The sequence below is a fragment of the Sporosarcina sp. AD_1 genome (assembly GCF_057373025.1).
Genome location: NZ_JBPVIR010000002.1, coordinates 338,636 through 358,199, shown reverse-complemented (window position 1 = coordinate 358,199; position 19,564 = coordinate 338,636). Strand labels below are relative to the sequence as shown.

Here is a 19,564-nt window from a genome sequence, read left to right as displayed (position 1 = left end):
TTTTTTGTCAATAATTCCACAGGAAAGTTTTGTAATAAAAAAGATGCAACTCCCTGAGGAATTGCACCCTGTTCTCATTTTTGCTTTGGTGTAAAGAAAGTGGGAGCCGCATCGACATTTTTCAGCCAAATGAACTCCTGACCCGACAGGCCATTCTTCACCCACACATCCCCTTTTGTTTGCCCCGACTTCTTTCTAAACCAGGTCACGTAAGAGCCAACGACTTGAGGTTGTTCGTCTATTTCATTTTCACCGGGAAATGTGAGTTGATGCTGCTTACCTGTTCTGATGTTGATCGTAAAGAGGGAGGTGTACATTGTTGGGACAGGCCCTTCTTTCCACTCTTTATTCTCCTTCGCGCGGGCAACAATAATCAAATCTTTGGAGAACCAATCAAGACCAAGATCCACAAAGCCTTTAGGAGTGTATTCTTGCTGCTGCTTGGCAATTGGAATTTCTGAAACCGTCGTATTCTTGTTTTCCACAAAGAATCGGCCTTCCCCTGAAATATAGGCGAGCTCATTGGCCGATGGAGACCATTTAAACCACTCTTGAAACGACAACATTTTCCCGACAGCTTGAAAATTAGTTCCTTGTGAAGACAAAACACTTAATGTATTGCTGTCCATCGCCCAGGAAGCAGTCGGTATCACTAAAAAGCTAACCCACTCTCCATCTGGACTCCATTTAAAGGCTTCGGCGCTAATCCCGAACAAATCAGACTCATTCGTAGGAATTGTATAGAAGGGTTTTATTTTATCCTTCGAAAGATTTGCGTCTGCCTGAATGCGAAATAGCGGAACGGGCGTCCATCCTGTCGGAAGCAAGTTTGAATTGGATGAAACAATAAATTCCTTGCCGTTTGGAAACCATTCAAAGTCACTAACACCTAATGCGACATTTTCAAATCCTTGCGGACGCCCGTTTTTGGTTTTTGTGACATCCAAAATCCCATAATTCGTATAAGCGATCTGATTTTTATTCGGGGCCCATTTAAAATCTGAGGTGACTACTTGCGCATACGATTGGTAGCTTTCTTTTTCCTTCCTATCGTAAATATATAAATCCGACTTCTCCCCTTTTTCGTCGCCATCAATATAGCCAATGAAGCGGCCGTCATACGACCATTTCGGTGAATAGATATACCCATCCTTCGTCAGTTGCGTTTCTTGATCCCCTTCTTTGATCCAAAGCTGATGATCGCGGATAAATGCAGCTGTGAATGGAGCATCCGCACTGGCCATCGTCGAAAATTGAAATATAAGGAATGCCAGCAAACATGAAATTCTGGTTCTCACGCCAATCCTCCTACATAAAGTGGTCATCCGTATCTTGCCCAAATGAACAACGACTATCCTACTTCAACCATCCATATGAAAAAGGCGCAAACCCATCGTGTGGGAATGCACCAATTAAGTACTGCTCTTTTTTTTGCGTTTAATTAGAAAAACAGCTATTACGACTAGTAGCAATAACGGAATGAGTAGTGAAAAATCAATACTAAAACCGAAGTCACCTTGAAACAGGTTACTTTTCACGGGTTCGGTTTTCCCTAATCCTAACCGATCTGCAAGTTCATCTTTTACTTTTTGCGAAAGTTCCTCTTCCATTCAGATTTCCCCTTTACATTCAGTTGCCTTACCATTCTAAGACTCCTTATATATCTCTGCTCTTAGCTTTTATGTAGATGTAACTGGCTCTATCGATAAATTACAGCCGAAATGCCTTGCCAAACGAAGTGAAAAAGTCTTGAAAAACAGGGTTGCCGAGTTTTTTTGACAGCACAATGAGTTTGACCGGATTGTTGGATGCATACGTTTCCAGAACTGTAACAGCACCAGAACGGATTTCTTCTTTAATTCGGCCGGTTCCGATGATGCCCAGGTATTCATGCTGCAGCACCGCATTTTTAATTGCTTCATCACTGTTGCATTGAACAGTGTTTGAAAAATTGGTTCCTTTTTTCAAGATTTCGAACTTGATAAAGGGAGCGTTATGATCGACAAGTACCGGGTACTTCGCCAAGTACTCCTCTGTCCTAGCTGGGTCAGCAGCCACATCGCTTGAAGCGAAGAGGACCAGGTCATCATAATCAATAATTTGAGAGGTAATGTCTGTGTTAAGCGGTCTTCCGGCAACAATTGCGAGGTCCGACTCATCGAGGATAACCGCTTGCAAGGAATCGTCACTGCTGTTGATTGCTTGTACATCAAATAAAACATTGGGATTCTTTTTTTGAAAGCTTCGAATGAATGGCAGGAAAAAACGATCGCAGTATTCATCTAAGCCACAAACCCGAATCGTTTGTTTTTCTCCTTTTAAATCTTCCATTCCAATTTGAAGGATGAAGAGTTCATTGAGGATATTCTTCGAATGCTCATAAAGAAATTCTCCGGCTTTCGTCAGCTTCCGGCGATTGTCCACTTTCTCGAATAGCGGCAAGCCGATTTCCTCTTCCAATTGCTGCAGGTGTTTGGTCACCGTCGGTTGTGAGTAATTGAGACGCATAGCGGCCTGGATCAGATTCTGTTCTTCCACTACAATTTGAAATGTCTGCAAATGTCTAATCTCCACGAAGTCTCACCTGTCCTTCAACGTTCTAAAGCTCCAATTATACGATACATCACTCTAAAATATTATAACCGAACTTATTCAGAATCATAATATGCAGTATTCCTATTTTGAATATCATCCGCCCTAATTCAGGATAAAATGAAAGCGTTGACAATTATATTTTCAGAATTCAATTAATTGGGGGTCTATTTGAATACTCGGGTAAGACTTTCGCTACTAGTTGGAGGAAGGGATAGTTCACAGCAGACGTTAAAAACCAAATGATTAGGGAGTGTTACAGATGAGCATGGCCAAACCTTTAAAGAATGCAAACAGCGAAGAAAAGAAGCCAAAGAAAAAAAGTGGAATCAGTGCTTACGTTCTGATGTTTCTCATCATTGCTGCCATTACAGTGTTAACCTATATCGTTCCTGCGGGAAAATACGCCAGATTTGAGGAAAATGGCCGAACATTGATTGACCCGTCCAAATTTGAATTTGTCGATCGAACACCCGTTGGATTGCTCGAGATGTTCAACTCGTTTCACCAGGGTATGGTGAACGCCGCTCCAATTATCCTATTCGTCTTGCTCATCGGCGGCGCTCTCGGCATAATGCAAGCGACAGGTTCTATTGATGCGCTGATCCGATTTACTGCTCAGAAGTTCGGTGCCCGTAAAAAATTGATCATTCCTGTGATGGTACTCATTTTTTCATTGCTCGGCACGCTGATCGGAGCAGCTGAGGATACCTTGGTTTACATTACAATCGTTGTTCCAATGGCCATTGCCCTCGGATTTGATGCGTTGACAGGCCTTGCCATCGTCGTACTAGGAATGATCGGCGCTGGATTCACTTCAGGAATCACCAATCCCTTCACGATTGGGGTGGCCCAATCTGTTGCCGAACTTCCTCTGTATTCAGGAATCGGCTTGCGTATTGCCATTTATGTCATCTTCTACATTTTGACGGTCCTCTTTATATTGCGGCATGTCAATAAAATCGAGAAAAACCCTGAACTGGCCGAATATGGCAGATTTAATCCAAATGAAAGCATTACATTTGATACGAATTACAAAATCAGCAAAAGACATGCCATCTCACTTTTTGTCTTTTTGGGCTGTTTCATCGCCCTTATTTATGGAGTCATCAGCCTTGGCTGGTATATCGGTGAGATTGTGGGAATTTTCTTATTAGGCGCCATCATCATGGGACTCATCGGCAAGCTTTCAGGAAACGACATGACAGACGCTTTTCTAAAAGGATGCGCAGAAATGGTTCCCGGCGCTTTGATCATCGGTGTGGCAAGTACCATTTTAGTTGTCCTTACAGCAGGCGGACTCTTGGATACAATTTTATATGTAACTTCCGGTCTACTGGAAGGACTTCCGCCAAGTGTTACGGCGGTAGGTATGGGAGCAGCGAATTTCTTTATCCACTTTATCGTTCCATCTGGAAGCGGACATTCCTCCCTGGTCATGCCGATTATGGCCCCTCTTGCAGACTTGGTCGGGGTGACTAGACAAACCGCCGCCTTTGCGACCGTGATGGGCGGAGGCGTATCGAACTTGATCATTCCGACAGGCGGCTTGCTGCTTGCGGCGCTAGGAATGATGGGCATCCCCTATTCCAAATGGGTGAAATGGGTTTTGCCGTATGTTCTAATCCAAGTGGCCGTCGTGTTGATTTTCTTAGTGATTGCACAAGCCATTCAATATGGTCCGTTTTAATTTGAAAAGGAATAGTCCATGGAGGTGCAAAACCGCCATTTATTTAACAAATCTTCTACAGAGGTGAATGATCATGAACTACCGCGAAATGTTGTCCAATATAATTGAAGAGAAACGGGAGAAATTAATTTCTGTCAGTGACCGGATTTGGGAATACGCAGAAACAGGCTTTGTTGAGTTTCAATCCGCCGACTTACTATGTATAACGTTAGAAGAGGAAGGATTTGCTGTTGAGAAAGGCGTGGGCGATATCGAAACCGCTTTTATCGGCAGCTTTGGCAAAGGAGAACCGGTCATTGCAGTATTGGGCGAATTCGATGCCTTATCTGGTTTGAGCCAAGCTGGAGCGGAAACGAGTTACAATCCGGTCGAAGTAGGCGGAAACGGCCATGGGTGTGGACATAACCTTCTCGGAACCGGAGCATTGGCAGCCGCCATTGCGATCCGTCACTACTTGGAGGAGAACAACCTGGAAGGAACGGTCCGATATTATGGCTGCCCTGGAGAGGAAATCGGCAGCGGAAAAACTTTCATGGTACGAGCAGGCTTGTTTGATGATGTGGATTTTGCCGTATGCTGGCACCCGTGGTCGCGCCATGCCGTATGGTCGATGTCCTCTCTCGCTTGCTATGAAGTTTCTTATCGCTTCAAAGGAAGAAGCGCCCATGCAGCGGATAGCCCCCACCTCGGTAGAAGTGCACTCGATGCTGTCGAGCTGATGAATGTAGGTGTCAACTATTTGCGGGAACATGTCATCCCGGAAGCAAGGATCCATTATGCCGTTACGAATACAGGCGGATACTCACCGAATGTCGTCCAAGAGAAGGCAGACGTACTCTACTTCGTTCGGGCTCCGCGTGTTGCCCAAGCGGAGGAAATTTATCAACGTGTCTGCGACATCGCGAGAGGGGCGGCACTCATGACGGGCACCGAAGTAGAAATCGATTTTGCTTCGGCTGCCTCCGATATCCTGCCAAACAATACGTTGGAAAAGGTCATGTATGATAACTTTGTCGCTCTAGGAGTGCCTCAATACGACGAAAAGGAATTGGAATTCGCTAAAGCCATCCGCGCGACCCTTTCAGAAGCGGATAAAAGAAAAGATGTGCAAGTCAATAAAGAACTAAAAGGAAAAGACTTGGCAGATGTCATAGATCCGTTCATCCCTTCTAATGGAGTAATGCCAGGCACAAGCGATGTCGGCGACGTGAGCTGGGTCGTGCCGACAGTTCAAGCTTTAGTCGGATGTGAACCAATTGGAACTCCACTTCATACATGGCAGGTCGTGTCCACTGGAAAGACATCTGTTGCACATAAAGGTATGCTCCACGCAGGAAAGGTCATGGCCGCAACAGCGATCCACGTCCTTCATAATCCAGATATTTTGGAAAAAGCGAAAGCCGAATTGATTGAACAGCGCGGCGGCGAGGAATATGTGTGCCCGATTCCTCCTGAGATTAAAAAGTATAAGATTCAAACGATGTAAACGATTGATGAGAAAAGCCCAATCCCCTATTGTTTAAAACGGGATTGGGCTATTTAATTTAAATATGAAACAAGTACACCAAGGACAATATTTCTGGCAATAGCTTACAAAACAGTTTGATCCGCCGGCAACCTTATATAACTTTTCCTTATATCCAATGCACTTATTGAATGAATGATCTAATGGTATCGAGTCACTCATAAGAGTGTCTCTTTAAAATTATCAAATGAAATACTACGAATCATTTTTATTCAGAAATTGCTAAAATATACTCCCGGACCAAGTTGAACATCTTTTCTTGCATGTCACTGTCATTCTTTTCTCTATCGATCGAATAGCCAACATGATAAATGTATCCATCATAATAAGCATAAAACTCATTTGCTTGTGTACCGACAATTCTGATCTGATTCTCCGTTTCATCAAGGTCATAATATCTGTATAACAATGCACTATTCGTAGTGAGAATCTGCTGGTACATTGGCACACCCTTTAAGAGTTCAGCTTTTTTGAGCTCGTTGCCTACAGTATCAAGGTTGTCGTCTATCGTTACTCCTTCCAAAGGATTCCGATCACTTTCAGTTGCTGAAATGATAAAAAAATCTCCTGGTCTTGCATCATCCTGATTAAAAAAACCGATTTGAACTTGGTTTAGCCGCTCACCATATTTAGTAGTGGATGTAACGAGATACCCCGTTTCCTTTTTCAATTCAAAAGGCAGTCGATCCGTATCTATTTGATTGATGGCCCTCTTCATTTGCTCATATAAAGGAGAGGTTACCTCATCGCTTGCAGCAAGGTCATAGTAGCGAAGGTGTTCTCTTTCTTTGAGACCATCGTACGGGTGAAAATACTCGCTAAAAGTGACCCCATCGCCCTTCATTGTCTGTGCCTTTGTCTTAATGAGAAATACTCCCGTTAACAGGCAACAAATAAGAAAAACAGGAAGTATCTTCTTTATTATCTTTGTAGGATTCACTTTTCTATCACCTCCAGTCATCAATTTCGTCATAGATTGTGTAACACATTTTTTGATACGCACCTACAGATCGTCAATTTTGTTATGAATCCCAGACTATACTGTACGAGATATTCAGTTTGTGCCAAACCCACATCTCCAGTAGACGCTACAACTCCGTCTCTATTTCTTTTTTATCCATATTCAAGTCAATTCCTAACTGATCCAATGTAAAGGTTTCTGTCTCTGCTACTCCAGGATACTTGGTACTATCGAACGAAAAAGTCACTGTTTTAACCAAATCACCATTCCCCTCCCAACACTTTCCATTGCTTATTGGCAATACCTTATTTTATTCACATGCCGTCTCCCCAGCTTACTCCACAACATAACGCCTGAACCGCACATAACTTAAAACAGTCAATACTAGTCCCAATGCCCCTACTAACATCAGACCATTCGTTATCTGGATCGACTCGTTAAACTGGGCGACGGCAAATTCACCGGTAATGACTCGATGCAAATCTACATAGGTAAACGGATTAAACGGCGACTTTGGCAACACAGTCATACCGAAAAAAGTGGCAATTAGCAGCAGTGCAGCGTTTACACTCGGGTTTTTGAAAAAAAGCGACAGCAGAAAATAGACGGAATACATCAAGAATACGAGAGCCGCTGTCATCAGCAGAACCATCCCCAAGTAGTTCCCGAGCGTAGTAAAATGAAATTCATCTGTCCATTCGTTTAATATATTTGCACTCTTTAATCCAAGCAGGCTTTCGCCCGGCCCATCGTATATCAATACAGGAAATTGCAAGCTGCCTACACCTGCTGTGAAAAGGCTTGAAAGGAGCGGTACGCATAAAATCAAAAAAACAAATAGAAGAGTAAATAACAAGCCGCTGCCAAACTTAGCAAAAAACAATTTGGGCCGATTAACTGGCAGGACGGCATACAGGTTCAGCCCTTTTCGCTTTTTGGTCGCTTCGGAAGACACATTGTTTCCGAAAACAAAGCACCCGATCAAAATAATAAATGGAATTACAAACGCAGGTATGATTTGGTATAAGAAATAAAAACCAGGCATTCCATAGCGTTTCGTGGTATCTTCCCATAATTCCAACGTCTTTCCTGTAAATCGATCATAAAATGTCGGATGGAAAGGTGTAATTGTATTCATTTGTACAAAGGGTTCATCTCCCGATTCAGCCAGCAACCTCATTTCCTCAGCAGTGGCCCTCACAGTGAACATCGAGACCTTCTGATCCATCATAGAATGCACTGGATAGTTCTGACTCTTTGAAATGGCAACATCACGGTCCAACTGTTCGTATCGCTTTTGGACAATGGCCGCCCAGTTACCAGCTGTAATATGATCCAAATCAAACTTTTTGTCAGCAAGCATCTTTTCATAGATATCAATACTCAGCTGTAAATCAAGAGCCTTCGCACTATCTCCTGCCTTTTCGGCTGCTTCCAGCGCAAGACGGTCTTCCGCAATCTTTTCGGGAAACTCGATCTGGCTATTTTCCAAGTCAAACATGCGAGTCATATGCAAGCGCTCCGCAACGGAATAGTTAAAGAAATAGTAGCCGGACATCGCCACAACCGAAAGAATCAGGGCGATCCATATCGATCTCTTTTTGATCATTTTTTTACATTCAAAGAGAAAGTGCTTCATCTCACATTCCTCGCTTTCGGTTAAGCATCATTGTAGCTGCCAGCATAAGTGTTAGTGCCACGCACAGCACGGCAATGCCACCAGGGAAAAACTGCGGCGTCCTTAATATAGCCTGGTCTACCATTTGATATGTAAATGGATTATAAAGACTTTGGAATCCGTAACTATCAATGAGCCAGCCGCCCGCAATGATAAAAAGCAGTGCAGAGAACGCAACGATTGTATTTTGAAAAAGGTACGCTATGAAGAGAAACAAGCCAACTGAGAATGCCATAAAGCTGAAACCATACAAGGCTGCTTCTACTAAATAGTCTCCAGAACTGATAAATGTATCTTGGCTCGTATAAATTGGATATTGAAAAATATTCCCTTTTGATCGGCCAAGCAGTTCACCTAACCCATAAGAAGTACCAAAAATGATGGCCAGCCAAAGGATACCGCCACTGATAATGGTTGCAAATTTGATGAACATATATTGGATTCTCGTCATGGGCAAGGTCAATACTTGACGGATGCTATTATCATCAAATTCTCTCGTTACGATAAGACCTAACACAAACAGCAACATGACAAAGCCGACAGGATTCATAACTAACGAAATTACTTTTTTCATAAAGATCGAGGTTTGAATCGATAAATCAAAATCTTCCTTCCGTAGGTTCCTCTTCAGGAGCTCCTCATTCAATTTTATCGTATTTTCCATGTCGACCATGCTGACCCCAAAGTAGGAGCCATCAAACTTTGTGTATTCCATAGCTGATACATAGACTGCGATCTCTGTCTGCAATTCGTTTTGCCAGTCCTGACTTCTGATGGCATAAATCAATTCTTGCAATCTTGTGGAAAGCTCGGCACCAAAATGCAATTGTGCTTTTAGACTCTGGGTCTTGCCCTTTTTCATCTGCTGTTCTGCATTGAGAAGCTGTTGTTCCAAGTCATTTTGCAGCTCTGTAAAATATTCGATCTTCTTAACTTCAATTTGTCCCTGTGACATATGGTTATAAAAAAATATGCCGAATACAAAGACGAATGTCAGTTGCAAAAAAATAGGGAACACTTTGAGACGATTGATTTTTTTCCATTCAAACAAGATTTTTTTCATACGGTGCTCCTGAAAAAATCTCTTTGTATAATTTCTCTGATCCTGTTTTTTCTTTTTGGATGTCGAGAATTTGCAACCCTTCCGACTTGATCAAATCAATCACCTCATCAAGCTGTTCACTTTCCAAATGAAGACGGATGCCTCTCTTTCCGATTTCCTCATTAACTTGATATCCACTATCCAGTAGCACCCGCTTGGCACGCTCCTGATCAGAAATCAAAATGTCATAGTATGTATCCTCAAATTGATGCATATCAACTTGCGTCAGTTTTCCTTCTTTTAGGAACAGTATTTGCTTAGTAACACGATCAATTTCAGCTAAATTATGGGACGACAGAAGAATGGTTGTGCCACTGTCGGCAAGCTCCAAGAGGATTTTCCTCATTAATATGGCACTTGTCGGATCCAAGCCATTCAACGGCTCATCTAGAAGCAGGAGCTTTGGTTGGTTGATAAGCGACATCGCCAGCAGCAAATGCTGTTTCATTCCAAGTGAATAATTGCCAACAGTTTTCTTCAAATAGCCTTCCATGCCCACATACTCCGCGACTTCCTTCACTCTATCTTTGGGCATCTTTTGTACGTCACTAATATATTTCAAGTGGTCATATCCTGTTAAATAATCAAACAACACCGTATTATCCTGGAGAAAAGCAACTTCCTTGAAAACCGATGAGTCTTTATTCGTCTTTCCCACCAATTCAACCGTCCCTGAATTTGCTGGTAGAATGTTTGTGACAACGTTTAAAAATGTCGTCTTCCCCACTCCGTTTGGTCCGACAAGAGCCCAGATGCCAGGCGCATCAATGGTCAAGCTAATGTTATCGAGCACTTTATGACTCTTATAAACTTTCGTCAAACCCTGTACTGAAAGTATCCCCATTTGCCCATCCCCTCTTTCTGTAAAAAATGTATATCTATTAAACTATCCTACCATAAATTCTGATCATTATGGCAAATCTTTTATTTTTACCGGTAAAGGAGGCTTGCCTCCGTTGTGACAGGTCGTATATCATTTCTGTGTAACCGCTCGTATATCTCTACAATCTCTCATATCTGCCGGCTAACCGATCGTTTATTTCTACAACCTCTGGTATCTCCTGCTAACCGATCGTTTATTTCTACAACCTCTCGTATCTGCCGGCTAACCGATCGTATATCTCTACTACCTCTTGTATCTTCGGCTAACCGATCGTATTTTTCTACAACCTCTCGTATCTGCCGGCTAACCGATCGTTTATTTTTCCAACCTCTCATATCTGCCGGCTAACCGCTCGTATATCTCTACTACCTCTCATATCTGCCGGCTAACCGATCGTTTATTTTTCCAACCTCTCGTATATGCCGGCTAACCGATCGTTTATTTTTCCAACCTCTCGTATCTGCCGGCTAACCGATCGTTTATTTCCACAATTGTCATGACCACTCCTCAAATTTCATAAAAAAAGAGCGCAGTGAGTTAATTAACTCGCCACGCCTTCTCTATTACTTCTTCCATACAAACCTTCCTTCATTTCCACTGATCATACACCCAGCCAACATTGTACCGATACAGCTTGGAAGGGCGGTAGGCACCTGTCTTGATTTCCTTGCCTGTTTCAATGACCATGTCTTCTACATGCCTGCGAAACTGGACTTTGTTTAATTCCCTGCCTAAGATCACCTCATAGACCTGTTGCAAGTCGGGCAGTGTAAACTCATCCCCCACCAAATTGAAAGCGATATTAGTGTAATTCACTTTGCCGCGCAACCTCTCGAGAGAGTAGAGGATAATTTCAGCATGGTCAAAGGCAATGCCATTTCGTTCAATAATAATAGTAGTTGTTTTCGTATTCGCTTGATCCGTCTCTGTAACTTTCTCCACTATTGCCGAAATATTGACAGCATCAGAAAGTAGCTCCAGTTTTATCTTTTCGGTCCGCCTCATGATTTCCCCATCAAGCTCGTCGTGGCTATCAACGATCTGATCCCTGACAGTAAACCATCTTACTTCCTCGGCATCATCGCCAGCTTGCAGAGGAGGCAACTTCTCCTGATCGACGAGCGCCAAATAACTGACGCTGACAATACGCATTCGAGGGTCCCGATCTACCGCACTCCAGGTGTAAAGTTGTTCCGCATAGACACCGTCTACTCCCGTTTCCTCTTTCAGTTCCCGCTGCACAGCTGTATCCAGGTCCTCATCGATCCCCATGAAGCCGCCTGCTAACGCCCAGTCTCCCTTATATGGATGACCTCCCCGCCGAATGAGCAGCAACTGCAATTCTTTCTCCGCCTTTTTCCTTTTATCTGTCGCCTTTTCCGTCGCTACCGTGAATATGGCCATATCCGTTGTTACGGATGGTTTTTCATACTTGTCCTTCTCCGTTTTTCGATACTGCTCGATAAAGTCCCGTTCACTCAAATTCTGTAAGTCCCGTTCTTCCATTGACATCTACCCCTTTCCGAAGTATCACTTAGTTGCATCTTAATACTATCTTTATTTAATTACAACTTTTTTTCAGCTATCCGTTTTAACTCTTTCGCGCGATTTTCAATAAAGTTCCTCATATACTTTTCCAAAAACAATTTATCAGCTATGACGCCCAGAATGCCAAGAGGAGATTTGTAAGAGAAGGTATCTTTCATAATAGTTCCTGATCCACTTTCGATAAATTCATGTGTATGTGTAAATGAATGAAAGGCTCCCTTCACCATCACATCCGTAAATTGATATGGTTTGTCCATCTCAATAATCTTAGCAGTTAATTGTTGTCTTACTCCTAGGTGGGTGGCTTCCCAAGTAACGGTATCACCCTGTTCCATAAGGCCCGCTGTCACACCAGCAATCGCTCTTTCCTTTGTTTTGCATGTTGTTTCCATGTGGATCTCCACGTTTCTCGAAAGATCAAAACACATATGGATAGGTGCATTTATAAAAATATCGTATTTTATGATGGGCATCATTTATGTACCTTTCTTGTAATCAATTTTGGATTCAATGACCAGCGCAACTTACTACTTAAGTTAAAGCCAGCCCAAAGTTATCACATCATCATGGAAAAACTCAATCACATAATTAGATAAGGGACAGTAAATATACTGATCTGGTCCCATGTACATAATCTCTTCCATACTCTTCATTGTTGTCGTTAAGGAAGTCTTCACTAGAGGGTATCCGTGTATTCCGACAATAACATAGACTGGTAACGTATGATCCAAATCGTGCCCCGAGAGAATATCCGTAATATATTGAAGTTCTTCATAAGCTAGAACAGTTTTATTGCTCATTTTGTCCCAATCAATTCTTCCATACCAAGCAATCGGAAATCTGTCGGTCATCTCAATCTCAACCTGTTTGCTTTCTATGGCATCCAATATCTCCACTTCTTCGTCAGGAAGGAACAGTTCTCGTATTTCCGCAATTCGCCGTTCGTTTTCCAATTTTTCTTCGTTCTTTTTTCTTGCTGATAGTAATTCTTCTAAACGCCTTTTTCTTTCTTCTCTATGCATTCGCTATTTCCTCTCTAAAAAACCAATACAACACGTTTATTTCCTTTAAATAAACGAGGTTATATTAATAATACTAATCTTTTTAGACAATAGTTATATTAAATAAAGAAGGGTCCCAGAGAACCCTTCTCCTACTACTTCGTTATCAGCTTTGTAATATGCTCAATCGCCCGATCAAGCCGTTCCTCAAAATTCCCGCTAACCGTCACGTACTTAATTCCCCGGTCATCAAACATTTGCTTTAGCACCTCATTCGTCTTTCTTCTCACTTCCGGATCGCTGAATGTCCGATATCCATCCGCTACCCACTTCACGTCAGGCTCCAAAAATAAATACAGATCATAATCCTGCGACTGGATGACCCCTTCGATGAACTCCAGTTCCTGCCCCAAGTACATCTTCGCGTAATATTGTGAAACGACTGCCTCGCTATCGATAAACAGTAGTTTATTGGCCTTCTTGATTTTCTGGAACTCCATATGTTTATGGCCAAAGACGATTTCCTTGTAATGTTCTTCCGTGAGCAATGAACTGCCGTCACCAATCTCCTCACTGACTGTCCGTCCATATTCCTCCACATATTCAGTGCCGAATAGCTGCGCCAAATTCCGTGTTAACGTGGATTTCCCGCATGATTCTACTCCCACTATAGCAACTTTCTTCGTATAATAGGGCTTCGCCGCCTCGGGAATCATATCCCAGTTTGCAAAGACTCCCTCATTCCGAATCTTCGTGGCACTGATCGGAAAAATTTCCCGCGCCTCATCAATAACCACATGATGAATATCCTCCCCATAAATCTTCCTGAACCAATAGTCATACTCGCTTTCTGAACTGAATATATGTGTGATTTTCTCAGGGATCATTTCAATCATTCTCCGTCCGCCCTCGAGCCACATGTATTCCATATCCTCTGTATAAGGATCTTCTACTGCCAAAACGGTTACATTCGGCATGTTTTTCACAGAAGTCATAATCCACTGCTGCCGCCTGCGAAAATCAATATAGTCGAGCCCCGCATCCTCACATAATTTTCTGTCCCGTTCTTCGTGATAACTGACGAGCACATACAGGTGGTCTACTTGTGCAGCTGCTTTTGTAATGGCATATAAATGTCCTTTATGAAACGGAATGAATTTCCCACCATAGTGTCCTATTTTTTGCTCTGCTGTATTATTTACATTCGTCATCGTCATCTTCTCCCTTATCATTAATTATTTGTCTACCACAACTTGCACCTTCGATAATTTCAGCCAGTTTCTATAACCATAGACGGAGTTGACTAGAAATGCCGTCCACATAATGACCATATTCCAATCGTTGCCTCCCGTCTGGACCATTGTTATCACCCACAATGAGATGGTGAGGAGATTCACTAAAATCCAGATCACCCATTGTTCCGCATATCGCTGAACCATTAGTATTTGAGCAATGACCGAAAGGACGACTGCCATGCTGTCAATCCGGACTTGCTGTGCCGCGAGCAACGTTAACACTTCAGCGTAGACAAATGCTCCGATTGCGAAGGCCCCGATAACCATCATCCAACCTTTCAAGTTCAATCTCTTAACATACACATTTTCACCTTGCTCGGACTCTTCTTTTTTCTTATAATGCTTCATCCAGAGCCAGATCCCTATAAACTGCATCGGAAAGTAAAACAGCCAGTTCAACATCGACTCTCCGTATAACCCATATCCATACGCGATATAGCCGTATGTTACCGTCTGGATGATTCCAAAAACATAGTTTGACACCTTCCCTTTTGCCACTAGTACGACGCACAACATGCCAGCTATCGAACTGATCAATCCAAGTAATGTATCCTGAAAAGCAAAATACAAATAGACTGTGATGCCTGTGAAAATGACTACCCATGCTTTTTCGAAAACAGACCATTCTGCCAAGTACCCCTTCATTCTCTCCGCCATAATTTTCCCTCTCCTTTTACTTAGTTTTATTTTGTTACTATCTATACTTAGTATATGTTTGTATCTATGTATTGTCAACTGATATTTAAAATAAAAAAACTCTCATCGAAGCAGCTGGAAACTGCTTGATGAGAGTTTGGTCAACTGGATTACTTCAGTTAATCAGTTATATTCACTATTTTAGCAACTGCTTTCTCAGCTGCCTGCAATGCTCCTTCTAAATGTCCGCCAAACTGTGGATCCGTTTCGGTTCCTGCAAAAATAAGGTTCTTTCCCCAAATCCCTGTATCGGGCGGATACCCATATTGAGGAAAGTCGTGGAGACGATCCAAGTCTTCCTCAACCGCCGTGTTGGCGTCTGTTGACCAATCTTTATAGAGCATGGCTTTCATATTGAGAGCTACTGGTCCAAAGAGTCTTACCAGTTGACTCGTTACCAATTTGAGAAGTTCCTCCTGACCGATCTCTTGGCGTTGTTTTGCCGGCCAGCCAAAGAAGCCAAACAATGCACCTGAACCCGTTTCAGGAGACGCATCATGTATTTCCTGTAATGGGCCAACCCAGCTTGTAGCGTTTCCCGAGAGGCCGACTTCTCTCCAAAAAGGACGTTCATACACGGCAACTACTTTCGCATGACTCGCCATCCATGTCGGTTTTCTTGCAAGGTCCGCCAACAGTTTCGGTGGAAGTGGTGGTGAAAATTCAATGTGACGAGCAACCATTCGAGGCGGCAACGCCAGGATGATAGCACTTGTCATAAATTCTTTACTTGTTCCATCCGCAAGCACTGTCTGAACTGAGAATTCACCCGCTGATTGTTGCCGAATTGCCGACACTGTTGTACCAAGTTCAATAGTTTCCGGCGGAATTGTGTCCGATATTGCTTTAATGAGAGTCTGCACGCCACCTCTAATACGCACTGACCTTGCACTCACGCTCTCTGGTAGTGTAAAGTGTTTTGGGGCTTCATTCAGAGACTGTTCAGCCAATGAAACACCTTTCGTATATTGATCAAACAAACGTCACAACATTCAATTCCTTCACCAGACGACTGATCTTCTGCTCGTATTGCGGCCAAAACCAAGTCGGCCCGAGGTCAAATCGGCCAAGGTCTGGTCTGTTCGCATCTGAAATACTTAGAACCCTGCCGCCGATCCGGTCTCTCGCTTCCAGCAGCCTGCATGCAATGCCTTGTTTGGTCAACAGCGAGGCTGTCCAAAGGCCGCTTACACCTGCTCCAATTATGATGATCGGATGTTTCATATACCTTCCTCTTTCTAACTTTAGATGAACGAACTTGAATACCTAAACTGTCTCTGGAGCTTTCTCAATCTGCAGATTAAATGGTTTTCTCGGACGTGTCCAATTGACTGGATTTCTTTTTATTATCGATGCTTGCCCTAATTACAATAGGAATTAGCAGCAAAGCTAATACCCCGCCAAAAATTGAAAGTGCAGCATAGCTTGATTGGGCTACAATGACTCCAGACAATCCTCCACCAAGCGCACCAGATAACGCAATTCCTACATCTACTGAGCCCTGCGTCTTTGCCCGATTGGACGGTGAAGTAGCATCCACAATCATGGCCGTACCACTTATTAAACCGAAATTCCATCCAAGACCCAGCAAAATGAGGGAGGTTACAAGCATTGCCATTGATTCGCCAGAGCCGCTTGCAGCTAAAATACCTGTAACAAGTAACGTTACAGCAGAACCGATGGCCATTTTTACGCGCCCGATTTTATCAACAAGATACCCGGTGACTAATGAAGGTAAAAACATGGCTCCTATATGAAATCCAATCACTAGTCCTACTGCTTGCAAACTATGTCCATGATGCCCCATATGGATGGGAGTCATCGTCATAATCGCTGTCATAACAAATTGAGTCAATATCATAACGGCGGCTCCGGCAAAAACACCCCTTTTGTTTAGCGTTAAACGATTGGATTGTCCCTCATTGCTGGATTCGTTGGCAGCTTTTTGCTCATTGATTGCTTTCGCAATTAGCAAAGGATCCGGCCGAAGGAAAGCTAATAGTATTAAACCGGCAAATATGTAAGCCGCAGCAGCCAGCAAAAAGGGGCCAGCTAGAGATGGTATGCCAATTGATTCAGCAACCCCACCCATGACATCTACCAGATTTGGACCAGCGACTGCACCCAATGTGGTCGACACCATGGCCACACTAATCGCCTTGGCTCTTTGTTTGGTAGTCGCCAAGTCCGCCCCCGCATAGCGTGCTTGTAGATTTGTGGCTGAACCAGCTCCATAAATTAAGAGGGAGACAAATAATAAGTAAACATTATTGGTTAATGCCGAGAGAACGACTCCAATTGCACCGGCTCCTCCAATCAAAAAGCCGGCTGCCAGTCCTGAACGGCGTCCATAATGCTGTGAAAGTCGCCCGACGAGCAGTGCTGCGCCCGCTGATCCTAATGTAAATAATGCTGTTGGAAGGCCAGTCATACTATCTGTACCTAGCATGTTCTTGGCTAAAAGCGCTCCTACTGTAATGCCGGCAGCAAGACCAGCGCCACCAAAAATTTGGGAAAGAACTACAACAAATAATGTTCGCTTATACAACTGCTGTTGTTTATCTAACGAACTCACGTAGTTTTGTATCAATGCAGAATGAGCAACTGCTTTTTTTGTATGATCTTTCACTGGAAGCCACTCCCCTTTCTTACCTAATTAAAATTCTTATTGAGTAACATAGAGGAAGAATTCTTTCATTAACAACTATGTCGGGCAACTATCGAAATCTCCAGCTTAAGAAACACTGTGAAAACGAAACACTTTCGAGGGCTCTGTACTTAACTATGTCATGCTTCTCGTGGATTGACAATATGACATCTTGTTTTAACTAGTAGCAAAGGGGTACATTCCTTTTACATAGAGGAGGTGGCCTTGCTATGCCGTTTGATTATAATCTTGACTACGACAAGCTCGATTTCCGAAAGCATCCTGAGCTTTATCGAGTAGGAAAAGGTGAACAAGGGGTTTTATTAGTAGAACCATATAAAAGTGAAATCTTGCCCTTTTGGCGATTTAAAACACCTGCAATTGCCAAGGAATCGGCTGAGAAGATTATGGAGCTGTTCGAGGAGTACCAGAAACAGGACGATTTTGTCGGGATGGATATGGCTCGGAAATTCATTCAAATGGGCTATACACGGGCCAGGCGGTATACAAATTATAAAGGAGGACGCAAATATAATGAGGATGGCACGGTAAAACAGCGACAGATTGATCCGGAAAAAGCGAAATCGGCTGACATATTCAAAGCCTACTGGGATAAAATCAGAGAGGACGAAGACTATTTGAAGAGGAAGAAAGCTCACCAGCAAACGTATGGATAAGCTATGCTGAGACGTCAGAACATGAAAGTTCTCAGTGATGAATGCATCTCTTTTGTGCTACACTATGGGGCAAGGAGGGAAATCGATGAATCAAAATGATAAAATGACGGGGGACGAAAGGCGGCAATTTTTACTAGAGACCCTGCAAAACTCCAATAAGCCGTTGACGGGCAAAGAGCTCGGCGAATTGACGAATGTCAGCCGCCAAGTTATCGTAGGTGACATAACATTGCTGAAAGCAAAAAACGAGCCTATTGTGGCAACGAGCCAAGGATACATATACTTGCTGGAATCGCCTGAAGGTCTAAAATTCGAGCAAGTGCTCGTCTGCAGGCATTCACCCGAACAGACAGAAGAAGAATTAAACATCCTCGTCGACCACGGTGTAACAGTAAAAGATGTAAAAGTGGAACACCCTGTCTACGGCGACTTGAATGCATCAATCATGGTGAGCAACCGGCGGGACGTGAAAGAATTCCTCCGGCGGATCGAAGATGCGAAGGCATCTTACTTATCCAATCTATCCGAAGACGGCATTCATCTACATACTGTTATCGCAGACAGGAAAGAGCAAATTACGGACGCCATGGCGGAATTAAAAAAAGCGGGAATCCTTGTGGAATGAAGGATTTCCGCTTTTTTACGTTGAATATATTTACAAAGTCATTTCATTTCAAAAGGAGGAGAAATGGGTTGATCCATCAAAGAAAACACTTACTATTAGTTTTCCTTGTTATAATGTTAACCGGTTGCCAATTGGCAGGAACAAAATACGAAGTCCCGATTGAACTCGTTGCCTTCGAGAGCTTAACGGAAGAAGAACAACAGCTCATCCCTGTCAGCCCAAAAGATTCGACCGTCAAGAAAGTTCCGGTAACAGAAGAAATTGAGCCATTTATTGAAAAAGACTATGAGCAGGATGAAGTTTATATCGTAACATTTCACAACACGGAAACGGATTCAGGGGAACTCTCCGTATTTGTTGGTTCAGACAAAAAGACCGTGATCGGGAAAGGATTCATCTCCGAGCCATAATACAGTACTATTTTAGCTTCTTCTCATTTTGTTCCAGCAAATCGATGATCCGATCTAATTTTTGTTCCATCTTTTCGGTCTGCATGATTTGTTTTTTTTGATTTCTGGATCGTGACTGGATGAAGAGTATCAGTGATACAAAAAACAGAATGACTAACAATAGAAATACGATTGTAAAAAAGATATCTCCAAAATGAAAAACGGTATTTGTCGAAGTCACTTTATCCTCTCCTT

At 42.9% G+C, this 19,564-nt stretch carries 22 protein-coding genes; 5 read left to right on the top strand and 17 right to left on the bottom strand.

What is annotated here, in order from left to right:
• Positions 1-74 precede the first annotated feature (74 nt).
• The 3 genes from ACSW3C_RS05045 to ACSW3C_RS05035 all read right to left on the bottom strand — a co-directional run bounded on the left by ACSW3C_RS05045 (position 75) and on the right by ACSW3C_RS05035 (position 2,574).
• On the bottom strand, positions 75-1,298 hold the full coding sequence (locus tag ACSW3C_RS05045; RefSeq protein WP_486561193.1) for a TolB family protein: 1,224 nt from the start codon (positions 1,296-1,298) through the stop codon (positions 75-77).
• A gap of 114 nt (positions 1,299-1,412) precedes the next feature.
• A complete protein-coding gene (locus tag ACSW3C_RS05040; RefSeq protein ID WP_486561192.1) occupies positions 1,413-1,610 on the bottom strand; it encodes a hypothetical protein in 198 nt (65 codons plus the stop codon).
• Between the two features lie 100 nt (positions 1,611-1,710).
• A complete protein-coding gene (locus ACSW3C_RS05035) occupies positions 1,711-2,574 on the bottom strand; it encodes a LysR family transcriptional regulator (RefSeq protein ID WP_486561191.1) in 864 nt (287 codons plus the stop codon).
• Positions 2,575-2,854: 280 nt separating this feature from the next.
• On the opposite strand from ACSW3C_RS05035, the gene ACSW3C_RS05030 reads away from it, so the two are divergent.
• Both ACSW3C_RS05030 and ACSW3C_RS05025 read left to right on the top strand, forming a co-directional pair.
• Entirely contained in the window at positions 2,855-4,282 is a 1,428-nt protein-coding gene (locus ACSW3C_RS05030) for a YfcC family protein (RefSeq protein ID WP_486561190.1), read from the top strand.
• A 73-nt stretch (positions 4,283-4,355) separates the two neighbouring features.
• The gene (locus ACSW3C_RS05025; RefSeq protein WP_486561189.1) at positions 4,356-5,768 is read left to right on the top strand and encodes a M20 family metallopeptidase; all 1,413 of its coding nucleotides are present in this window, start codon (positions 4,356-4,358) and stop codon (positions 5,766-5,768) included.
• A 247-nt stretch (positions 5,769-6,015) separates the two neighbouring features.
• On the opposite strand, the gene ACSW3C_RS05020 is transcribed toward ACSW3C_RS05025, so the two are convergent.
• From ACSW3C_RS05020 to ACSW3C_RS04960, 13 genes are all read right to left on the bottom strand, one after another.
• Complete coding sequence (locus tag ACSW3C_RS05020; protein ID WP_486561188.1) at positions 6,016-6,747, bottom strand: hypothetical protein; 732 nt, start codon at positions 6,745-6,747, stop codon at positions 6,016-6,018.
• Positions 6,748-6,895: 148 nt separating this feature from the next.
• Positions 6,896-7,027, bottom strand: a complete 132-nt coding sequence (locus tag ACSW3C_RS05015; protein WP_486561187.1) for a hypothetical protein — start codon at positions 7,025-7,027, stop codon at positions 6,896-6,898.
• Between the two features lie 75 nt (positions 7,028-7,102).
• Entirely contained in the window at positions 7,103-8,377 is a 1,275-nt protein-coding gene (locus ACSW3C_RS05010) for an ABC transporter permease subunit (protein ID WP_486561186.1), read from the bottom strand.
• Between the two features lie 31 nt (positions 8,378-8,408).
• Positions 8,409-9,509 carry an ABC transporter permease subunit gene (locus tag ACSW3C_RS05005; protein WP_486561185.1) on the bottom strand — a complete coding sequence of 367 codons (1,101 nt, stop codon included), beginning with the start codon at positions 9,507-9,509 and terminating at the stop codon, positions 8,409-8,411.
• Positions 9,490-10,392 (bottom strand): ABC transporter ATP-binding protein, encoded by a 903-nt coding sequence (locus tag ACSW3C_RS05000; protein ID WP_486561184.1) that lies wholly within the window; start codon positions 10,390-10,392, stop codon positions 9,490-9,492. The genes ACSW3C_RS05005 and ACSW3C_RS05000 overlap by 20 nt, the downstream gene beginning before the upstream one ends.
• 627 nt (positions 10,393-11,019) lie before the next feature.
• Positions 11,020-11,937 (bottom strand): NUDIX hydrolase, encoded by a 918-nt coding sequence (locus tag ACSW3C_RS04995; protein ID WP_486561183.1) that lies wholly within the window; start codon positions 11,935-11,937, stop codon positions 11,020-11,022.
• Positions 11,938-11,996: 59 nt separating this feature from the next.
• Positions 11,997-12,452, bottom strand: a complete 456-nt coding sequence (locus tag ACSW3C_RS04990; RefSeq protein WP_486561513.1) for an SRPBCC family protein — start codon at positions 12,450-12,452, stop codon at positions 11,997-11,999.
• Positions 12,453-12,515: 63 nt separating this feature from the next.
• Positions 12,516-13,001 carry a CDI toxin immunity protein gene (locus ACSW3C_RS04985; RefSeq protein ID WP_486561182.1) on the bottom strand — a complete coding sequence of 162 codons (486 nt, stop codon included), beginning with the start codon at positions 12,999-13,001 and terminating at the stop codon, positions 12,516-12,518.
• Positions 13,002-13,135: 134 nt separating this feature from the next.
• Positions 13,136-14,191 carry a multifunctional transcriptional regulator/nicotinamide-nucleotide adenylyltransferase/ribosylnicotinamide kinase NadR gene (gene nadR, locus ACSW3C_RS04980; protein ID WP_486561181.1) on the bottom strand — a complete coding sequence of 352 codons (1,056 nt, stop codon included), beginning with the start codon at positions 14,189-14,191 and terminating at the stop codon, positions 13,136-13,138.
• A 24-nt stretch (positions 14,192-14,215) separates the two neighbouring features.
• On the bottom strand, positions 14,216-14,932 hold the full coding sequence (pnuC, locus tag ACSW3C_RS04975) for a nicotinamide riboside transporter PnuC (protein ID WP_486561180.1): 717 nt from the start codon (positions 14,930-14,932) through the stop codon (positions 14,216-14,218).
• A 158-nt stretch (positions 14,933-15,090) separates the two neighbouring features.
• On the bottom strand, positions 15,091-15,852 hold the full coding sequence (locus tag ACSW3C_RS04970) for a flavin monoamine oxidase family protein (RefSeq protein ID WP_486561179.1): 762 nt from the start codon (positions 15,850-15,852) through the stop codon (positions 15,091-15,093).
• Positions 15,853-15,943: 91 nt separating this feature from the next.
• The gene (locus ACSW3C_RS04965; protein ID WP_486561178.1) at positions 15,944-16,195 is read right to left on the bottom strand and encodes an NAD(P)-binding protein; all 252 of its coding nucleotides are present in this window, start codon (positions 16,193-16,195) and stop codon (positions 15,944-15,946) included.
• Between the two features lie 76 nt (positions 16,196-16,271).
• Positions 16,272-17,600, bottom strand: a complete 1,329-nt coding sequence (locus tag ACSW3C_RS04960) for an MFS transporter (RefSeq protein ID WP_486561177.1) — start codon at positions 17,598-17,600, stop codon at positions 16,272-16,274.
• A gap of 248 nt (positions 17,601-17,848) precedes the next feature.
• Here ACSW3C_RS04960 and ACSW3C_RS04955 point away from each other — a divergent pair, with 248 nt between their 5' ends.
• The 3 genes from ACSW3C_RS04955 to ACSW3C_RS04945 all read left to right on the top strand — a co-directional run bounded on the left by ACSW3C_RS04955 (position 17,849) and on the right by ACSW3C_RS04945 (position 19,330).
• Complete coding sequence (locus ACSW3C_RS04955) at positions 17,849-18,295, top strand: DUF4385 domain-containing protein (protein WP_486561176.1); 447 nt, start codon at positions 17,849-17,851, stop codon at positions 18,293-18,295.
• Positions 18,296-18,380: 85 nt separating this feature from the next.
• The gene (locus tag ACSW3C_RS04950) at positions 18,381-18,920 is read left to right on the top strand and encodes a 3H domain-containing protein (RefSeq protein ID WP_486561175.1); all 540 of its coding nucleotides are present in this window, start codon (positions 18,381-18,383) and stop codon (positions 18,918-18,920) included.
• 68 nt (positions 18,921-18,988) lie between these two features.
• Positions 18,989-19,330, top strand: a complete 342-nt coding sequence (locus ACSW3C_RS04945; protein WP_486561174.1) for a hypothetical protein — start codon at positions 18,989-18,991, stop codon at positions 19,328-19,330.
• Between the two features lie 7 nt (positions 19,331-19,337).
• On the opposite strand, the gene ACSW3C_RS04940 is transcribed toward ACSW3C_RS04945, so the two are convergent.
• Entirely contained in the window at positions 19,338-19,550 is a 213-nt protein-coding gene (locus ACSW3C_RS04940; protein WP_486561173.1) for a DUF4083 family protein, read from the bottom strand.
• Positions 19,551-19,564: the final 14 nt, after the last annotated feature.